The sequence below is a fragment of the Duganella fentianensis genome (assembly GCF_009857835.1).
In the GTDB taxonomy this organism is placed as follows: Bacteria; Pseudomonadota; Gammaproteobacteria; order Burkholderiales; family Burkholderiaceae_D; genus Rugamonas; species Rugamonas fentianensis.
Genome location: NZ_WWCL01000001.1, coordinates 1 through 19017, shown reverse-complemented (window position 1 = coordinate 19017; position 19017 = coordinate 1). Strand labels below are relative to the sequence as shown.

Sequence of the window (19017 nt, the reverse complement as noted above, 5' to 3'; positions counted from 1 at the left end):
TGCTTAGTTAAGTCAAATTAAGTGAGACTGCTTGTTCCTCATCGCTAGCAGGCGATCCGGGGACTTCTTCAGCCGACGCCTGCTGGCGCTGCCACATCTGCGCATACAGGCCGTTCGCGGCGAGCAGGCTCTGATGGGTGCCACGCTCGACGATGCGGCCATGATCGAGTACCAGTATCTGCTCGGCATCCGCCACAGTGGACAGACGGTGGGCGATGACCATGGTGGTGCGGTTGCGCGCGATTTCTTTCAGCTGCTGCTGGATTGCCTGCTCGGCCTTGGAGTCCAGCGCCGACGTGGCTTCATCGAAAATCAGGATGGCCGGATTCTTCAGCAGGGTACGGGCAATCGCTACGCGCTGCTTCTCGCCACCGGATAGCTTCAGCCCGCGCTCGCCCACCATGGTGGCATAGCCATCGGGCAGGCTCTCGACAAATTCGTGTATGGAAGCGGCGCGCGCTGCCGCCACGATCTGCTCATGGGTCGCCCCCGGCTTGCCGTAGGCGATGTTGTATTCGATGGTGTCGTTGAACAGCACCGTATCCTGCGGCACGATGCCGATGGCATGGCGCAGCGAGTCCTGCGTGATGGCACGCAGATCCTGCCCGTCGATGGTGATGCTGCCCTGATTGACTTCATAGAAGCGGAACAGCAATCGTGACAACGTCGACTTGCCCGAACCGCTATGCCCCACCACGGCCGTGGTGGTACCGGCCGCAATCGTAAAGTCCACCCCGAACAGGATCTGGCGTTTCGGGTCGTAGCTGAACTCCACGTGATTGAAGCGCACCTCGGCGCCATGCGTCTGCAGCGGCTGGGCGTCGGGCGCATCGGCCACTTCGCGGTTCTGATCCAGCAGCGAAAACAGCTTTTCCATATCGGCCAGGCTCTGCTTGATTTCGCGGTAGATCACGCCGAGGAAGTTGAGCGGAATGTACAACTGGATCATGAAGGCATTCACCAGCACCAGATCACCGAGCGTCATCTTGCCGTCGATGACGCCCTGCGTGGCGCGCCACAGGATCAGCGTCACCGCCGTGGCGATGATCAGCGACTGGCCCGTATTCAGCAGCGACAGTGAAGTCTGCGATTTCACCGCCGCCGATTCGTAGCGCTGCAGGCCTTCGTCATAGCGCCTGGCCTCATAGTCCTCGTTGCCGAAATACTTGACCGTTTCGTAGTTGAGCAGCGAATCGATGGCCTTGGTATTCGCTTTGGAATCGAGGTCGTTCATGGCGCGGCGGAAGTGGGTGCGCCAGTCGGTGATAAAGATAGTAAACGATATATACGTGACCAGTGCCACCACCGTAATCACGGTGAACCAGATGTCGTAATGGGTGACGAGGTAGCCCAGCACCAGCGCGATCTCCACCAGCGTTGGCAGAATGTTAAACAGCGTGTAGGAAATCAGCGAACCCACGGCGCGCGTGCCGCGTTCGATATCGCGTGTCATGCCGCCCGTCTGGCGGTTCAGGTGGAAGCGCAGCGACAGCGCGTGCAAATGCCGGAACACCTTGAGCGCAATGGTGCGCACGGCGCGCTGCGTCACGCGCGCAAACAGGAACTCGCGCAGCTCGGTGAACAGGGTGGTCGATACGCGCAGCACGCCATAGGCCACCAGCGCGCCCAGCGGCAGCACCAGCAGCGCTTGCGGGTGGCTGGGCGAAATGGTCATCTGGTCGATCAGACTCTTCATCACCACCGGCACGCCCACGTTGGCCAGCTTGGCGCCCACCAGGCAGCCTAGCGCCAGCAGCACGCGCCACTTGTACACCCACAGATAGGGCAGCAGAGTCTTGATGGTGGCCATATCGCTACGGGTAGCGGCAGTCTGGCTGGCGGGGGCTGGCGAGGAATTAGAATAGCGGCGCATGGCGAAGGTCGGCGTTTTATGGTTCAATCCCGTTAATTGTAGCCCTTCAAGAGATTTCACGATGACCACCCCTGAAAATACCCCAGCCGTTGCCGTTCAAACCATCAACCGCGGTCTGCCCGCCGGTAAGATGCCGGAACTGCGCATGATGCCCGCGCCCTCCGATGCCAACGTGTATGGCGACGTATTCGGCGGCTGGATCATGGCGCAGGTCGATATTGCCGGCTCGCTGCCTGCTACCCGCCGCGCCAATGGCCGCGTTGCTACGATTTCGGTGAACTCCTTTGTTTTCAAAAATCCCGTATTCGTGGGCGATCTGCTGTCCTTCTACGCCGACATCGTCCGCGTGGGGAACACCTCCATCACCGTCAACGTCGAGGTCTACGCCGAGCGCAACCGCCTGCAGGCCGACACCGTCAAAGTAACGGAAGCCACCCTGACCTATGTGGCGACGGACTCGGACCGCAAACCACGCAAAGTGCCGCCTATCGAAACCCTGCTGCACCCATAACAGCCATTCCATCCCGCCCTGCACCAGCATGGACAGTCCGCGCCGCCAGTTTCTGCTGACCGGCGCCCGTCTGGGTGCGCTGGCGGCATCCAGCCTGACAGGCAATGCAAGTGCCATGCCTGCCAGCGCCAGCAACTACCCATTCAGTCTCGGCGTGGCTTCCGGTTCGCCGCTGCCGAATGCGGTGGTGATCTGGACCCGCATTCTGCACGATCCTTTCAATGCCGCCACCACGCCGCCACTGGCGTATGTGGTGCGCTGGCAGATGGCGGAAGACGAGCAGTTCCGCCGCATCGTGGCCGAAGGTTCGGCCAACGCCGCACCGGCGCTGGCGCACAGCGTCCACGTCGATGTGACAGGGCTGGCGCCCGAGCGCTGGTACTGGTACCGCTTCATGCTGGGCGATGCCGTCAGTCCGGTAGGGCGCACACGCACCGCGCCAGCCGCAGGCAGCATGCCCGCCCAGCTCAAGCTGGCCGTGGCCTCCTGCCAGCACTGGGAATTCGGCAGCTATGCGGCGCACCGCCATATCGCGGCTGCCGCGCCCGATCTGGTGGCCTTCCTTGGCGATTACATCTACGAATGGGGGCCGTACCAGCGCCAGCATCCGGCCAGCGCAGTACGCAGCAACGAGAGCTTCACGCTGGCCGAGTACCGCGCCCGCTACGCCCAGTACAAAAGCGACGCTGACCTGCAGGCTGCCCATCTGGCCGCACCGTGGATAGTCACATGGGATGACCATGAAGTAGCCAACGACTATGCGAACGACCGCGACGAACGCCTCGCACCCGACTTCATGGCGCGCCGTGCCGCTGCCTATCAGGCCTTCTACGAACACATGCCGCTGCGTTTGCCGCCGGCCGACTTCGCCAACCTGCGTATGTACCAGCGCTATGACTGGGGCCAGCTAGCACGCTTCCATGTGCTCGATGACCGCCAGTACCGCGCCTACCAGCCCTGCACACCGGCAGGCCGTGGTGGATCCAGTTCGGTGCTGGAGCGGGCCTGCACAGCCCTCAACGATCCAGCCCGCAGCATGCTGGGGCAGGAGCAGCAGCGCTGGCTGGAGCAGGGGCTGGCCAGTTCCACTGCACGCTGGAACATACTCGCCCAGCAGACGCTGATGGCACCCAACAGCCAGCTGCCGCTACTGCATGACGATGATGGCCGCTACTGGACCGACGGCTGGGATGGTTATCCGGCCGCACGCCAGCGCCTGTTCGATGCTCTGCATAACAGCCGCGCCAGCAATCCGCTCATTCTCGGTGGCGACGTGCACAGCTTCTTTGCGGCGGAACTCAACCGCCTGCCTACTCGGCCACGCTCGCCCACCAATCCTGTGATTGCGACGGAATTCGTCGGCACCTCCGTCACCTCGTCATCGCGCCCGCAAGCCCGCACCGAGCAGTACGTCAGCATGAACCACAGCCTGCGCTACGGTCGCAGCGACAAGCGCGGCTTCATGCTGCTACACCTCACACCGGGCGAATGCAGCACCCTGTTCCTCGCACTGGACGACGTGCATCAGGCTGACAGCGCCATCCGCACCTGCGCCAGCTTCCTCGTGCAGAATGGCCGCCCGGGCCTGATCCGTACTTAAGGTCTGGCTACGAGGAAAAGCAGCGCCGACATATCCGGCCGGGCGGCAATCCAAACCGGCACAGGCTTCTTCCGCTAATCACAACCGCTACTTGACACTGTCGATATCAGGATCGCTCCGCAGCTGGTCTTATGGCCCTCGAATGCCACCGGAACGCCGTCAATCAGCACGTACGGATCACCCTCGACAATCTTGCACACGCCGTGGCCGGGTAAAGGGCAAGTGCAAAGATCGCCTTGACGGGCGACCGCTACGCCCATAACGCTGCTGTTCGGCGCTGCCGAGCGCACTTTCCCACCATGACTGGTGGGGTCATTCAGCCGTATCACGCCTCGCATAGTTCCCTCCCATCGACCTCAACCGACATCTATTTGGAATAGCCTTGAGAATGCCGGGGCGCGTCATAGCGCATGCCCCACCACATCAAGTAGGCATTGTTCTCGCCACGGGCCCTGTACCAAGGCTCACCGGGGATGATTGGCCGGAACTGCGCCGGTGGCGCCACCAGCACGGCCGTGGGACGGGCCGCATCAGTGGTCCCTGCGACTAGCACGTTCTTACCGAAATGGTTGGCATAGGCAATGCCTAACGCTACGTTGGTCAGGGCCGTTCCGGCTCCCATTTCGCCCAGTAACGCCGGTGTATTGAAAGTCTGCTTCATGAAGTTGAGTTCCGTTACCTCAAGTGCCAGAACATGGGCCAGATTGGCGATGCGTTCAGCAGAATCGGCATGCAGTTTATGGGCGTCATGAATGACGTAACCAATATCGGCGTTTTGCCTGTCAGCGTTACGCGTGGCCGCATTCAGTGCCGCCTGCCAGGCCTGCATTACAGGGGCCGACTGGCCCTGCTGAGCCACGTAGTCCGCACTGGCAGCAGCGGCTGGATAACCGATCCAGGCCAGCGCGTTGCGCTCGGTCTTGTAATTCGGGCCCGCCAGCACCAGCAGCACCATATTCTCGTTGAGCTGCGTGTCCTTGGGAGGGAACGCTGGCGCATCCCAGTTCATCACCCAGACTGTCTCATTCGGATGCGCTTGCAGATAGTCCAGTGCTGCTGCAAGCGAAGTGAAGCCAGCATTCGCCCCGCCCATCGTCACCCGAACATCGGGTGGCGTATTGCGTGTCCAAGCCTTGGGAAAGTGAACGTTTCCAATGTCAAAACAATTGATAATACTCTCACGGGTATATTCTCCCGCCTCTATAGGATCAAGTTTTCCCTCAGGCAGTGCATACTCAACATGAATACCTGCCAGCTCACGCCAGCTTGTTTTAGTTTCAAGAGAGTGAGCATTGTAGAAGTAGCGTGAACTGGAGAAATAGATGTCACGCTGGACATAGAGCAGCTCGGTAATATATTTATGGTGGAAGCCTTTAAATGTCTCTTTCCCCCCATTACCTGCAGCAATGGGGGCTAGTGCCTGCAGCGTGGAAAACCGTTGCGACTGAATCCTAACCATGTCGTCATCTGTATTGGGTTTGACTAAGCCGAGGGTCCACAATAATTGCCATTCAGTTGGATAGTCGCGCCGCTGCAAAGGATTGAGCCACTGCACCCCGACCACCTGTGCCCTGAATGGTCGAGCAATTGACCCTGTGATTTCGGCAGCAACAGACGAGGAGGATTGCCGCGCCAAACTAGAACAAGCGCTCAACATGAGCAGAGCAACAATAGCGGCAAGCACGGGTAAAGCAGGGAAGCTGCGCATCATATCTCCTTAAAATAGAATCCAGATCGACTTTTCAAGCTCACGGTTGAAGTGACACTTGCTGGGGTTGAGTGAAGATTCATTTTCAGAAAAGCGCCTCGCGATCGAACGACCTCGGCAACATCGACTGATACGTCACATTCGATTTCGGTAACAAGGCTAGTCGCCATAGTCGGCATTTCGCTTGGTTAGCAATTTGTGACTGCGCAACTTTTGATGGGGATACTTCTATTTTGCTGCGCTTGAACGCAAACGAGCTGGCGCAGCTGGAGTAAAACATCGCAGCCACTTCGTTCCCCCCCCCCGACGCGCCTGCACCACGCGCAAAAAAAATCGCCTGGCGAAGCAGGCGATTTCTGTGAAGTAGCGTTGCGGCTTATGCGGCGGCTTTTTCGTCGCGCAGCTGGCGACGCAGGATCTTGCCCACATTGGTCTTAGGCAGTTCATCGCGGAACTCGATGTACTTGGGCTTTTTATAAGCCGTCAGTTCATGCTTGCAGAAGTCCAGCAGTTGGTCTGCCGTCAGGGCCGGATCCTTGCGCACCACGAACAGCTTCACGGCTTCGCCCGAGTGCTTGTCCGGCACGCCGATGCACGCCACTTCCAGCACGCCCGGATGGGAAGCGATCACGCCTTCCACTTCGTTCGGATACACATTGAAGCCGGATACGATAATCATGTCCTTCTTGCGATCAACGATGCGGGTGAAGCCGCGTTCGTCCATCACGCCCACGTCGCCCGTTTTGAAGAAGCCATCCGCCGTCATCGACTTGGCCGTTTCATCAGCACGGTTCCAGTAGCCTGCCATCACCTGCGGACCACGGATGGCTATCTCGCCTGCCTGACCCAGCGGCAGTTCCTTGCCGTCGTCGTCGAGGATGCAGACATCGGTCGATGGAATCGGCAAGCCGATAGTGCCAGTGAATTCCTTGATATCCACGCGGTTGGCCGTGGCCACCGGCGAGGTTTCGGACATGCCGTAACCTTCGATAATAGGCGTGCCCGTCAGCTTCAGCCAGCGGTCGGCCACGGCCTGCTGCACGGCCATGCCGCCACCGTTGCAGACCGAGTAGGACGAGAAGTCCAGCTTGGCGAAGTCCGGATTGTTGAGCAGCGCGTTGTACAGCGTGTTCACGGCCGGGAACACGGCCACCGGATACTTGGCCAGTTCTTTCACGAAGCCGGGAATATCGCGCGGGTTAGGAATCAGTAGATTCAGACCGCCCACGCGCGTACCCATGAAGGCACTCACGGTCAGCGAATAGATGTGGTACAGCGGCAGTGCGCAGACGAACACCAGTTGCTGATTCTGCTGCTTGAACTGCAGCCAGGCTTCGTTCTGCAGCACGTTGGCGATGATGTTACGGTGCAGCAACACCGCGCCTTTGGAGACGCCCGTGGTACCGCCCGTGTACTGCAGGAAAGCGATATCGTCGAGGCCCTGCTTGACCGGCTCCAGCTTCAGGCGCGCGCCTTCGGCCAGCACGCGCTTGAACGACACGGCCTGCGGCAGCGAATAGGCCGGCACCATCTTCTTCACTTTGCGCACTACCAGATTCACCATCGCGCCTTTAAAGGTGCCCAGCATATCGCCCATGGTGGCCACGATAACCTGCTTGACCTTGGTGTGCGCGACCACCTGCTCCACCGTCGTCGCAAAGTTTTCCAGCACGATGATGGCTTCCGCACCGGAGTCCACCAGCTGGTGCTGCAGTTCGCGCGGCGTGTACAGCGGGTTGACGTTCACCACCGCATATCCGGCACGCAGAATGGCCGCCATCGCTACCGGATACTGCAGCACGTTTGGCAGCATGATGGCAACGCGCGCGCCGGCATGCAGGCCCTTGCTTTGCAGCCATGCGCCCATCTGCTGCGACAGCTTATCCAGTTCGCGGTAGGTGAGGAACTTGTCCATGCACACATACGCATTACGGTCGGCGTATTTGCTGAACGCTTCTTCCAGCAAATGGGTCACCGAACGGTACTGGTTAACGTCGATCTCGGCAGGAACGCCTTCAGGGTAGGACTTGAGCCAAATCTTTTCCATGTGTTATGCAGCTTTCTGGTTCTGGCCGGGCGCTTCATCGCGCAGCATGCGCCGCAGGATTTTCCCGACATTGGTTTTGGGTAGCTCCTCGCGGAACTCGATATATTTCGGCTTTTTATAGCCGGTAAATTGTTCTTTGCAGTAGGCCATCAGGTCTTCCTGCGTCAGATTCGGATCGCGCTTCACCACGAATACTTTCACGGCTTCGCCCGAGTGTTCGTCCGGCACGCCGATGCAGGCGCATTCCAGCACGCCGGGGTGAGCAGCGATCACGGCTTCCAGTTCGTTTGGATAAACGTTGAAGCCGGACACCAGGATCATGTCCTTCTTGCGATCGACGATGCGCACATAACCGTTTTCGTCCATCACACCGACATCACCCGATTTGAAGTAACCATCCGGCGTCATGACCTTGGCGGTTTCATCAGGACGATTCCAGTAGCCCGCCATCACCTGCGGACCGCGGATCGCGATTTCGCCCGACTGGCCGATAGGCACAGGCTTGCCGTCGTCATCGAGGATGGCAATATCGGTCGATGGCACGGGCAGGCCGATGGTGCCGGTAAAGGCCGGGCTATCGGCACGGTTGCAGGTCGCCACGGGCGAAGTTTCGGACAGGCCATAGCCTTCGATAATCGGCACACCAGTGACTTTCAGCCACTTGTCATTGACGGTCTTTTGCAGCGCCATCCCGCCGGCGTTGCAGATTTTCAGGCCGGAGAAGTCCAGCGCGCCGAAGCCGGGATGGTTAACCAGCGCGTTGTACAGCGTGTTCACGGCCGGCAGCATATTGAATTTGTACTTGTGCAGCTCTTTGATGAAGCCGCCGATATCACGCGGATTCGGAATCAGAATATTCAGTGCACCCACGCGCGTGCCCCACATGGCGCAGGCCGTCAGCGCGAAGATGTGGTACAGCGGCAGCGCGCACACGATGGAAATCTGTTCTTTCACCGAACCCAGCGCCGGTACCGACCAGGCTTCCGTCTGCAGCAGGTTGGCCACCACATTGGTATGGGTCAGCGTGGCGCCCTTGGAGACGCCCGTAGTGCCGCCCGTGTACTGCAGGAAGGCGGGATCGCTGGCTTCCAGTGCTACCGGCGTCAGCTTCATGCCGGCGCCCTGCGACAGCGCATCCTTGAAGCGCACGGCATTCGGCAGCGAGTATGGCGGCACCATTTTTTTGACGTTGCGCACGACGAAATTGACCAGCATGCCTTTCAGGCCGCCCAGCATTTCGCCCATATTGGCAACGATGATGTGTTTGACCGGGGTGCGCGGCAGAACCTGCTCCAGCGTGGTGGCAAAGTTTTCCAGCACGATGATGGCTTCGCTGCCGGAGTCGTTAAGCTGGTGCTCGAGTTCACGCGGCGTGTACAGCGGGTTGACGTTGACCACGGTATAACCGGCACGCAGGATGGCAGCAATGGCAATCGGGTATTGCAGCACGTTAGGCATCATGATGGCCACGCGTGCGCCCTTTTTCAGGCCTCGGCTTTGCAGCCATGCGCCCAGACGCTTGGAGTACAAATCCACCTCGGCGTAGCTGAGGTATTTGTCCATGCAGACATAGGCCTTGCGATCTGCAAACTTGTGGAAGGACTCTTCCATCAGTTGCACCAGCGAACGGTATTGACTCGTGTCTATCTCCGTTGGCATGCCGGGCGGGTAAGACTTCAACCAGATTTTTTCCATGCTGTGCCTCGTGTCTCGTGATCGTTATAAGGGGTCCGGCGCACAGAGCCGGATACAGGCCGGCGTGACGTCTATGCGCACTTCCGGAGCCTACTTATGTCGATGCTATCGGGCAGCAAGCTCAGACGCAAGCGCATTTAACCACATTTGAACACCCCTTCTAACGGGTATTTTCTGCTGCATTGCAGCATCATTTTGACGGTTCTGCGCTTGAAACCGATTGCGACGCGTTGTCGGCATGCAGCATTACTGGTGGACTCAGTTGCTGTAGCCGCTGCTGACGTTGAGGCAAATCAAGAGATGCTAGATTTTGCACCGCAACATAAAATCGAACGAACGTTCGTTCTTGCTTTAGGAGATTGCGGAAAGCAGGCAACAGTTCATGGTAAGTTCCCACTGCGCTCAGGTGGGCGTTATTCAGCGGCTCGGCGAACCAGCGGTCATAACCGGCATAGCCGCCCCAGCTGGTTTTCAGCAGTTGATACTCGCTTTGCAGGTGCTGGAAAATGGCCGCTTTGCGCGTCCGTTTGTGGCGCGCACTGCTCTTTTGCGCATACAGTTGCTCGAGCATGTTGCGGTGCGTTATCAGCAAGGCAAGAAACGCTTGTCGGCGCGCATTGTACTGAACATAAGCGGCCCGCATGGCCTCGTTGCCATACAGTTCCAGCCAGCGCTCCAGCCCCGCTTCCTCCACCGCCGTGGCAAAGCTTTCGTTAAACGTGCTGTCGCCGGGCACATAGGCCACCTGATGCGCGAGTTCGTGAAAAATCATGCGCGCCAGTTCGGCATCGGAATAATGGATGAAGGTGGACAGCAGCGGATCGCTGAACCAGCCCAGCGTGGAATAGGCCGGCACGCCACCTACCTGCACGTCCTTGCCCTCCTCGCGCAGACCGGCAGCAAAAGCCAGCGCATCATCCTTGCTGTAATAGCCGCGATAGCTGACACAGCCCGCAATGGGGAAACACCAGCGCAGCGGCTCCAGCGAAAACTCCGGTGTGGCCACCACATTCCACAGCACGAAGGGACGGCTCAGCGCGGCATAGTTGCGATAGCTGGAATTATCGGGCAGCCCCAGTTCCTGCACGGCGAAACGGCGGATCAGCAGGGCTTTTTCCAGCCGCGCCTTGAGCTTGGGATCAGTGGCTGGATCGCCCAGCCAGTCTTCGATAGGGCGCGCATCAGACCACAGTGCGTACTGGCCTTGCGCGGCCTGCACGTAGTACTGCAGCTGGGCACAGCCAGCCAGCCCCAGCAACAACAGCCCTAAGCGCCACCGCCCCAGCCAGAGTCTGGCGCGGGCATAGCGGCGGGCAGGCTGGGACATACATCACCTTCAGGGGGTGGCTCTTTCGACTTCGACCAGTGTATCGTAAAACGTTGGCGCACGGCCCATGTCGGTCAGGCGCTGACTGGTCACCTCGTTGGCGTTCTTACCATCGCGCGCCAGTTTCTTCCACCACACCGACAGGCCCACCACCAGACCGGCACGGGCCTTATCCGTCACGCGCGCTTTGGCGACGAAACTGCCACGGTCGTTAAAGATGCGCACCATATCGCCATCGCTGATGCCGCGTGCCGCGCTATCGTCCGGATGGATGTCCAGATGCGGCTCGCCTTCGGCCGAACGCAAACTCTTCACGTTCACAAAGGTGGAGTTGAGGAAGTTACGTGCAGGCGGAGAAATCATCGCCAGCGGATAGCGCCTGGCCAGTTCGGGATTGCTGGCTACTGATTCGTAGGGCGCGATATACGCAGGCAGCGGATCGAGCCCGTCGGCCGCCATGCTGGCCGAATAGAACTCGCACTTGCCCGATGGCGTAGGGAAGCCGCCCTCGGCAAATGGCGCGTCCGGCATATTCAGTTTCTGCCAGCCCTTCTGCTTGAGCGCATCCCAGTCGAAATGGATGGCGCGCGCATCCTGACGGTTGAAGGCCATGGCGGCCAGCTCGTCGTCACTGTCCTTGAAACAGGGATCGCTGAAGCCCATGCGTGCAGCCAGCAGACGGAACACTTCCGTATTCGGCTTGGCTTCGCCCAGCGGGGCAATGGCGGCATTGTTGGCCATCATGTACAGGTGGCCGTAAGCGCTGTGCGCGTCGATGTGCTCCAGCTGGGTGGTGGCCGGCAGCACGATGTCGGCATAGTCCACCGTATCGGTCTGGAAGTGTTCCAGCACCACGGTGAACAGGTCTTCGCGGGCAAAGCCCGCCATCACTTTGGACGAGTCCGGTGCAATCGCCAGCGGGTTGGCGTTGTAGACGATGACGGCCTCCACTGCAGGGCCGAACTCCGCCGAGGCAGGACGCAGCAGATCGTCGCCGATGGTGGTCATGTTGATGGTGCGCGACGGCTTGCTCTGCAGATCAGGCCGCTGCAGCGCCGGCTTGTTGGTCGGGAAGCCGCCACTGGCCGACAGCTGCACGCCGCCGGCAGCGTGACGCCACGCGCCCACCAGTGCCGGCAGACAGGTCAGGTTGCGCACGGCCATGCCGCCGCCATGCACGCGCTGCACGCCGTAGTTGGTGCGGATCGCCACCGGTTCGCCGGCCTTGGCCATGCCGCCATACAGGCGCGCCAGTTCCACCACTTCGGCGACCGTGATGCCGCAAGTCTCGGCCGTGCGCTCGGGCGTCCATTCCGCCACGCGCTGTTTGAGTTGCTCGAAGCCCACCGTGTAGTTGGCGATGTAGTCATGGTCGAGCAGGTCTTCTGCGATCAGCACATGCATCAAGCCCAGCGCCAGCGCTGCATCGGTACCGGGCAGCAGCGCGATGTGCTGATGGCATTTCTCGGCCGTCAGCGAACGATAGGGATCGATGGCGATCAGCTTGGCGCCGCGCCGCTTGGCTTCCTGCGCGCGGGTCCAGAAGTGCAGATTCGATGCGATCGGATTACCGCCCCAGATCAGAATCAGCTTGGCGTTCTGGAACTGCTCGAGGTCCGTGCCTATGGTCGCGCCTATGGTGTATTTATAGCCGGTAAAGCCGGCTGTCGCGCAGATGGTGCGGTCCAGCAGCGAGGCACCGAGCTGGTGGAAGAAGCGCGCCGACATCGATTCGCCCTGCACCAGCCCCATGGTGCCGCAGTAGCTGTACGGCAGGATGGCTTGCGGATCACGCGCGGCGATGCTGCCCAGCCGGCTGGCGATGGTGTCCAGCGCTTCGTCCCAGCTGATGCGCTCGAACTTGCCCTCGCCCTTCTTGCCCACGCGGCGCAGCGGATACAGCAGGCGCTCCTCGTGATAGGTGCGCTCGGTGTAGCGCGACACCTTGGTGCACAGCACACCGGCCGTGGTCGGGTGGTCAGGGTCGCCTTTGACGGCGGTGGCCACGCCATCTTCCACCGTCACCAGCAGGGCGCAGGTGTCAGGGCAATCGTGGGGGCAGGTGGCGCGAACAACTTGTGTGCTTGTCATGTCTTCAATCCGGATTACAGCATCTGAAACCCATATCGTAGCCGATTCTGGCCTTGCTGGATTTGTTTGGCTGACAAGGGCTACAATGGCTGCTCTCGCTGCCCACGAGGTAGGCGAACCCAACACTGGAGACGCAGATGAAATTAGTTGATCCCATCATTGCATTTCAAGCGGAAATACAGCAAATCCGCCGCGACCTGCACGCCCATCCCGAACTCTGCTACGAAGAGCAGCGCACTTCCGACATCGTCGCTGCCCAGCTGACGGCCTGGGGCATCCCCGTCATCCGTGGTCTAGGCAAGACGGGCGTGGTCGGCATCATCAAGCACGGCAGCTCCAGCCGCGCCATCGGCCTGCGCGCCGATATGGATGCGCTACCTATGCAGGAAATCAACACCTTCGCCCACGCCTCGCGCCATGCGGGCAAGATGCACGCCTGCGGCCACGATGGCCACACGGCCATGCTGCTGGGCGCGGCCAAATATCTGGCCGAGCAGCGCAACTTCGATGGCACCGTGTATCTGGTATTCCAGCCGGCCGAAGAAGGCGGCGCCGGTGCGCGCCGCATGATAGACGACGGCCTGTTCGAACAATGCCCGATGGATGCAATTTACGGCATGCACAACTGGCCCGGCGCTGCGGCCGGCACCATGAGCGTAACGGCTGGCCCGATGATGGCCTCGAGTAACGAGTTCTACGTCACCGTCAAAGGCAAGGGTGCCCATGCGGCCCAGCCGCACAAGGGCATCGACCCGGTGATGATCGCGGTACAGATCGCCCAGAGCTGGCAGACCATCATCAGCCGGCAGAAGAGCCCGCTTGATACGGCCGTGCTGTCGATTACCCAGATCCACGCCGGTAGCGCCACCAACGTGATCCCCGACGAAGCCAATCTGGTCGGCACCGTGCGCACCTTCACCCAGCCCGTGCTGGACATGATAGAGCAGCGCATGGGCGAAGTGGCCCAGCATACGGCTGCTGCGTTTGGCGCCGAAGTGGACTTCAAGTTCCGCCGCAACTACCCGCCACTGGTCAACCATGCAGAGCAGACCCGCTTCGCCGTGGAAGTCATGAAAGAAGTCGTGGGCGCAGAAAATGTCGATGATCAGGTCGAGCCGACCATGGGCGCAGAAGACTTTGCCTTCTTCCTGCAGGCCAAGCCGGGCTGCTACGTCTTCATCGGTAATGGCGAAGGCGAGCACCGCGACGGTGGTCACGGCCTCGGCCCCTGCGTGCTGCATAATGCCAGCTACGATTTCAACGACAACCTGCTGCCGATAGGCGCCAGCTTCTGGGTCAAGCTGGTGGAAAAAGCGCTGGCACCGGCCTGAGCCAGCACCATGTCGACGGGCTAGCGCAGCTACGTGCTAGCCCGCTAGGCTAGCCTAGCCGGTCAGGTGCATCACCCAGCCGCACGCCGGGATTTAACGCTTCCAGCCCGAGTAATCCGGCCGCATGGTCAGCCTGCGGCACGCTCTGCACGAGCGACCGGTAGCGCTGCGTCACCAGTTCCGTGATCGGCAGCTGCAAGCCGGCGGCCTGCGCAGCAGCCAGAATATTCTGCTGGTCTTTCAGCTGCGTCTTGACCTGACCACCGGCGACAAAATTACGCTCCAGCATACGCTGGCCATGTACATCAAGAATTTTGCTCTCGGCAAAACCGCCACGGATGGCGGCGCGCATGGCGGCCGGATCCGCTCCCGCCGCCTGCGCCAGCAACAGCGCTTCCGCCACCACATTGATGGTGGCGCCGACGATCAGCTGGTTACACAGCTTGGCCACCTGCCCGCTACCGGCTGGTCCCACCAGCGTGGGCCGGCCCATGGCCTGCAGCACGGGCACAGCCTCGTCAAAATCAGCCTGCGCACCGCCCGCCATGATGGCCAGCGTACCGGCCGCGGCCCCCCCCACGCCGCCCGATACGGGCGCATCGATAAAGCGCTGCCCCTGCGCCGTCAGCACGGCATGGAAAGCCTGCGCCTCATCCTGACGGGTGGAACTCATATCGATCCACAGTGCGCGCGGCGCCAGCGCCGGCAAAGCATCGCGCAGCACTGCCCCCACCACGGGGCCCGCTTCCAGCATCGAGATCACCATGCCCGCGCCGCGCACGGCACTGGCCAGATCCGGCGCCACCGTGGCACCGGCCTCGGCCAGCGGCAGCGCCTTGGCTGCCGTGCGGTTCCATACCGTCACCGCATGGCCGGCTGCCAGCAAGCGCCGCACCATGGGGTCCCCCATCAAACCTATGCCGAGAAAGGCTATACCTGTCACCAAAACCCACTCCTGAAATCAACAATTGCCGGGATGCCGGAATTATTCTTCAAACACCGGTACAATCTTCTTAGCCGTATAAATTTTTAGATACAGCATCACTTTAGTAAGGATACTATGTTCGCGAAAAAAGTTTTGGCGTCCGTCGCCACGCTGTTGGCTATGCAAGGTGCATACGCCGCCAATGACCAGCTGGTCGATTCCGTTTCGGTCGATTATGGCAGCGCTGCCAAAGTGCAGATGGTGCGCCTGAGCGCCGCCAAGGACTGGGATGTACGCTGGTTCCAGTCGAATGGCACGCACCTGAGCGGTTACTGGGAATTGAGCGCTGGCGCATGGAAGGAAAGCCAGTACAAGAATATCTCGGGCAATACCGCCCACCTGTGGGATGTCGGCTTCACGCCCGTGTTCCGCTTCCAGAATGACAACAAGAAGGGCCTGTACTACGAGGGCGGCATCGGTGTGCACCGTCTATCCAAACTGTACGACAACGATACCTATCGCCTGTCCACCCACTTCCAGTTCGGCGACCACGTGGGCATCGGCTATGTGTTCGACAATAACTGGGAAGTGGCCGGCAAGATCCAGCACTTCTCCAACGGCGGCTACAAGAAGCCCAATACCGGTGTGAACTTCCTCGAAGTCAAAGCCGCGTATCACTTCTAAGCGCTTGCGCCCCAAAGTAAAAAGCCCCTTGATCTCAAGGGGCTTTTTTTATCAGGACAGATTCGACTCCGCGACAATTTTCCAGTTCTTGCCTTCGCGCGCCCAGTACTGCTTCTTGCGCACGGCGTGGCGGAATTTACCGGCCACGATCTGCTGGGTAAAACTGCTGACGATCATTTCTTCCTGACTAGGCTGACGGAAGAAAGCGGAATCCGTCACCGTCACACTGATGTTCTTGACCCCGGGCAGATAACGGTTCTTGTCCAGCCACGCGTTGAGGTCGCCATCATTACTGGTCCTGAAGCGCGCCGAATACAGCGAACGCAGGGCCGCCTCGTCGCGATTCTCCACGTCGCGGCGCCAGTTCTCCACCAGCGAGCTAGCCACGCGCAGATCACGCTCCAGCTGCTCCTTGCTGACAAACTCCACCTGATCGCCGATCAGCACTGGTGTCTTGCCTACTTCCACGATGCGGGTCAGCAGGTTCAGGTCGTCATTGCTCACCACCACGCAGCCGTCGGTAGACAGCGGTGGACGGCTGAAGGTTTCGTTCGGCACACCATGCACCCAGATACCGGAACCGCCGCGCCCCTGTATCTTGTCCCAGTCATTCGGATAATCGAGCGGCAGCGCGCCCTTGCCATACAGGTCAGGCAGCTTCACACCGGGCAGACGGCCGATGATGTTGTACACGCCCACGGGCGTGCGCATATCACCTTCCTTGAGCTTGTTAATCCCCAGCTTGCCCTGGCTCACATAGAAGTCCTGCAGCAGACGGATCTGGTCGTTACGGTTTTCGTACAGATACAGGCGCGAATGCTTGGCATCGACGATCAGCGCATGGCGCTGATCCTTGCGCATCTGCAGCAGTGCGCGCGGCAGCAAGGTCGGCGATGGACGGCCCGGTTCAGCCTGCATACGCACGGTGGCTTCACGGCGCAGATCGGCCAGCTTGGCATCCGTGCCAACGGGTGCCGTCGGCACCATGGCGGCCGCACCGAGCGCCGCCACAGGACGGGTATGCATGAGCAGAATATCGCCGCGGATCAGGTGGCCCAGGCGGAAGGTCGGATAGGCCTCCACCAGTGCGTCAGCCTTTTGCTGCGCGGCGCGCAGATTGTGCTGAGCCAGTTCCTTATGGATGTCCGCCAGCAGCGTTTCCGGATTAGCTTTCGCGGGCGCAACGGCCCGCGCTGGCTTTCTGGCAGCGTAACTGACCTCGCCAGCCAGCAGGCCGAAAAAAACGACGGACAGCGCAATGCGCGTCCGCCATGAAGTTTTAAATCTTGAATATGACATCAGCTACCCGAGGACTCCTGCTTGATCTGCCATTTTCCACCATTTTTGGTGAGCACGAGCACTTTCCGGCTTCTAGCCGTCAAACGATCCGATTCATAGGTCTGGCGGAAGGTTACTTTCGCCGTATTTCCTGTCACCACAACCTCAGGCGAACTGACTTCCACACGGATACGTCCCTTGCCTTCGATACGGCTACGGCGCTCTTCCGCCCAGGCCTTGTGGGTCATGCCCTTAGGCGGTTCGAAATCACGGCTATAGTAACCGAGGTAGGAGTCCACATTCTGTGCCGTCCATGCTTTAGCCCAGCCATTCACCTGTGCCAGCACCGCATCACGGTCCGAGGTATCCGGCTTGGCAGGTTTCGGAGCTTCCGGCTTGGCCGGCTTAGGCGGCTCCACCTTGGCCGGTTCAGGCTTGGCCACCACAGGCGCAGGGGCTGGCTTGGCGGGCTCAGGTTTGGTTTGCACCGGAACTGGCAGCGGCACCGGCACGGCCGGCTTGGTAGCGGCTGGTGCCGGCACCGGCGTCGGGACAGGCGCAGGAGCAGGGGCCGGTTTGGCGGCCGCAGGCGGTGGTGGCGTCACGGACAACGCAGGTATCCGCGCCAGCATGGTGTTCTTGCCGCTATCGGCGGGAATCTGCGAAATCAGCGGCGGCGCAGCCGGACGGCCAGCCTGCGCCGCTTGCGTTGCCGGGGCCGGCGCTGGTGCGGCGGCCGGAGCTGGTGCAGGTGCGGCCGCTGGAGGCAACTCAGGCACACTACCTTTCACGCCGGTGGTGCTGGAGAAGCTGCGCAGCAGCGTCAGACGCGATTTCGACGGCGTATTGTTAGCGCCCAGTGCCAGCGCTTTATCGTAAGCCTGGCTAGCCATCTTGCCATATACGTCGCCCAGATTTTCATAGGCCGTCATATAGCTAGGATTGGTGCGGATCGCCTTTTCCAGCGCTATCCGGGCCTTATCGTACTGCCCGCTGGCAGCATACAGCACGGCCAGATTGTTATACGGCTCCGGCAGATCCTTGTAATCTTCGGTTAGTTTGGTGAAGACGGCGATCGCCTCTTCAGACTTGTTCTGTTCCGTCAGCAAGACGCCTTTCATGAAGCGCATTTGCGGATCGGCAGGGTGTTTTGCGAGGTATTCGTTGGCTTTGCTCAGCGCTTCTACCACTTTGCCGGCCTTGGCCAGCTTACCTACATCGGCAATCTCATCGGCGTAGGCCGGTGCGAACATACAGAGGGATGCCACCATGCCAGCGGCAGTCAGGGCACGGTACAGCGCTGTCTTATTTTTCATCAGGATAGAAAGCAAGCACGAAAGTCCACATGGTACACCTTTAGTTTCTCTAACTCAAAATCTAGAGTGTAGACACCATGTGTTTTTTGCTACACAAATGCAAAAACCCCCACCAGCTCTGTACGCGATCAATTCGCATATGGCGGTGGGGGTTCTCTTAATAACTAGCTTGACGATAACCTACTTTCACACTGGTTGCAGCACTATCATCGGCGCAGAGTTGTTTCACGGTCCTGTTCGGGATGGGAAGGGGTGGGACCAACTTGCTATGGTCATCAAGCTTTGACTTGTACTAGCGTCGCGTCTTTTTCCGCGCCGCCTTGAATCTGGAAGCAGTATTATATACGATTTAAATCGTTTATACAGTAAATTTTTTAGGGTAACGAAGCGTATCAACATACGTTTAACGGTCTTCTTACCTATATCCTGCTAAGGTTATAGGGACAAGCCGTACGGGCAATTAGTACTGGTTAGCTTAATGCATTACTGCACTTCCACACCCAGCCTATCAACGTCCTGGTCTCGAACGACCCTTCAAAGAGCTCAAGGCTCTGGGAAATCTCATCTTAAGGCAAGTTTCCCGCTTAGATGCTTTCAGCGGTTATCTCTTCCAGACTTAGCTACCCGGCAA

At 59.8% G+C, this 19017-nt stretch carries 14 protein-coding genes and 2 rRNA genes; 4 read left to right on the top strand and 12 right to left on the bottom strand.

Annotated elements, in window-relative coordinates:
* Positions 1-7: 7 nt before the first annotated feature.
* On the bottom strand, positions 8-1873 hold the full coding sequence (locus tag GTP23_RS00080) for an ABCB family ABC transporter ATP-binding protein/permease (RefSeq protein ID WP_161033350.1): 1866 nt from the start codon (positions 1871-1873) through the stop codon (positions 8-10).
* A 61-nt stretch (positions 1874-1934) separates the two neighbouring features.
* Between GTP23_RS00080 and GTP23_RS00075 the strand changes: the two genes are divergently transcribed.
* Together GTP23_RS00075 and GTP23_RS00070 are read left to right on the top strand one after the other, a co-directional pair.
* Positions 1935-2384: an acyl-CoA thioesterase gene (locus GTP23_RS00075; RefSeq protein ID WP_155436619.1), complete on the top strand. Its 450-nt coding sequence runs from the start codon at positions 1935-1937 to the stop codon at positions 2382-2384.
* Between the two features lie 28 nt (positions 2385-2412).
* Positions 2413-3984 carry an alkaline phosphatase D family protein gene (locus GTP23_RS00070; RefSeq protein WP_161033349.1) on the top strand — a complete coding sequence of 524 codons (1572 nt, stop codon included), beginning with the start codon at positions 2413-2415 and terminating at the stop codon, positions 3982-3984.
* Between the two features lie 74 nt (positions 3985-4058).
* Here the strand turns inward: GTP23_RS00070 and GTP23_RS00065 are convergent, their stop codons facing one another.
* From GTP23_RS00065 to GTP23_RS00040, 6 genes are all read right to left on the bottom strand, one after another.
* Positions 4059-4322, bottom strand: a complete 264-nt coding sequence (locus tag GTP23_RS00065; RefSeq protein WP_161033348.1) for a PAAR domain-containing protein — start codon at positions 4320-4322, stop codon at positions 4059-4061.
* Positions 4323-4351: 29 nt separating this feature from the next.
* Entirely contained in the window at positions 4352-5695 is a 1344-nt protein-coding gene (locus GTP23_RS00060; RefSeq protein ID WP_229255869.1) for a hypothetical protein, read from the bottom strand.
* A gap of 373 nt (positions 5696-6068) precedes the next feature.
* Positions 6069-7739: a long-chain-fatty-acid--CoA ligase gene (locus GTP23_RS00055; protein ID WP_161033347.1), complete on the bottom strand. Its 1671-nt coding sequence runs from the start codon at positions 7737-7739 to the stop codon at positions 6069-6071.
* 3 nt (positions 7740-7742) lie between these two features.
* Entirely contained in the window at positions 7743-9434 is a 1692-nt protein-coding gene (locus GTP23_RS00050; protein WP_161033346.1) for a long-chain-fatty-acid--CoA ligase, read from the bottom strand.
* 190 nt (positions 9435-9624) lie between these two features.
* Positions 9625-10761, bottom strand: a complete 1137-nt coding sequence (locus GTP23_RS00045) for an aminopeptidase (protein WP_161033345.1) — start codon at positions 10759-10761, stop codon at positions 9625-9627.
* Positions 10762-10770: 9 nt separating this feature from the next.
* Positions 10771-12852 (bottom strand): molybdopterin-containing oxidoreductase family protein, encoded by a 2082-nt coding sequence (locus GTP23_RS00040; RefSeq protein ID WP_161033344.1) that lies wholly within the window; start codon positions 12850-12852, stop codon positions 10771-10773.
* Between the two features lie 137 nt (positions 12853-12989).
* Between GTP23_RS00040 and GTP23_RS00035 the strand changes: the two genes are divergently transcribed.
* Positions 12990-14183 (top strand): M20 aminoacylase family protein, encoded by a 1194-nt coding sequence (locus tag GTP23_RS00035; protein ID WP_161033343.1) that lies wholly within the window; start codon positions 12990-12992, stop codon positions 14181-14183.
* A 49-nt stretch (positions 14184-14232) separates the two neighbouring features.
* On the opposite strand, the gene GTP23_RS00030 is transcribed toward GTP23_RS00035, so the two are convergent.
* Positions 14233-15129: an NAD(P)-dependent oxidoreductase gene (locus tag GTP23_RS00030; protein WP_161033342.1), complete on the bottom strand. Its 897-nt coding sequence runs from the start codon at positions 15127-15129 to the stop codon at positions 14233-14235.
* Between the two features lie 159 nt (positions 15130-15288).
* Between GTP23_RS00030 and GTP23_RS00025 the strand changes: the two genes are divergently transcribed.
* Complete coding sequence (locus tag GTP23_RS00025; RefSeq protein ID WP_229255868.1) at positions 15289-15792, top strand: acyloxyacyl hydrolase; 504 nt, start codon at positions 15289-15291, stop codon at positions 15790-15792.
* Between the two features lie 51 nt (positions 15793-15843).
* Here GTP23_RS00025 and GTP23_RS00020 read toward each other — a convergent pair whose 3' ends face one another.
* From GTP23_RS00020 to GTP23_RS00005, 4 genes are all read right to left on the bottom strand, one after another.
* Entirely contained in the window at positions 15844-17091 is a 1248-nt protein-coding gene (locus GTP23_RS00020; protein ID WP_161033340.1) for a L,D-transpeptidase family protein, read from the bottom strand.
* The gene (locus tag GTP23_RS00015) at positions 17091-18386 is read right to left on the bottom strand and encodes a L,D-transpeptidase Cds6 family protein (RefSeq protein ID WP_161033339.1); all 1296 of its coding nucleotides are present in this window, start codon (positions 18384-18386) and stop codon (positions 17091-17093) included. The genes GTP23_RS00020 and GTP23_RS00015 overlap by 1 nt, the downstream gene beginning before the upstream one ends.
* 167 nt (positions 18387-18553) lie before the next feature.
* Positions 18554-18666: ribosomal RNA gene (gene rrf, locus GTP23_RS00010) — 5S ribosomal RNA — on the bottom strand.
* Positions 18667-18825: 159 nt separating this feature from the next.
* Positions 18826-19017 (bottom strand): 23S ribosomal RNA (locus GTP23_RS00005); the annotation flags it as partial.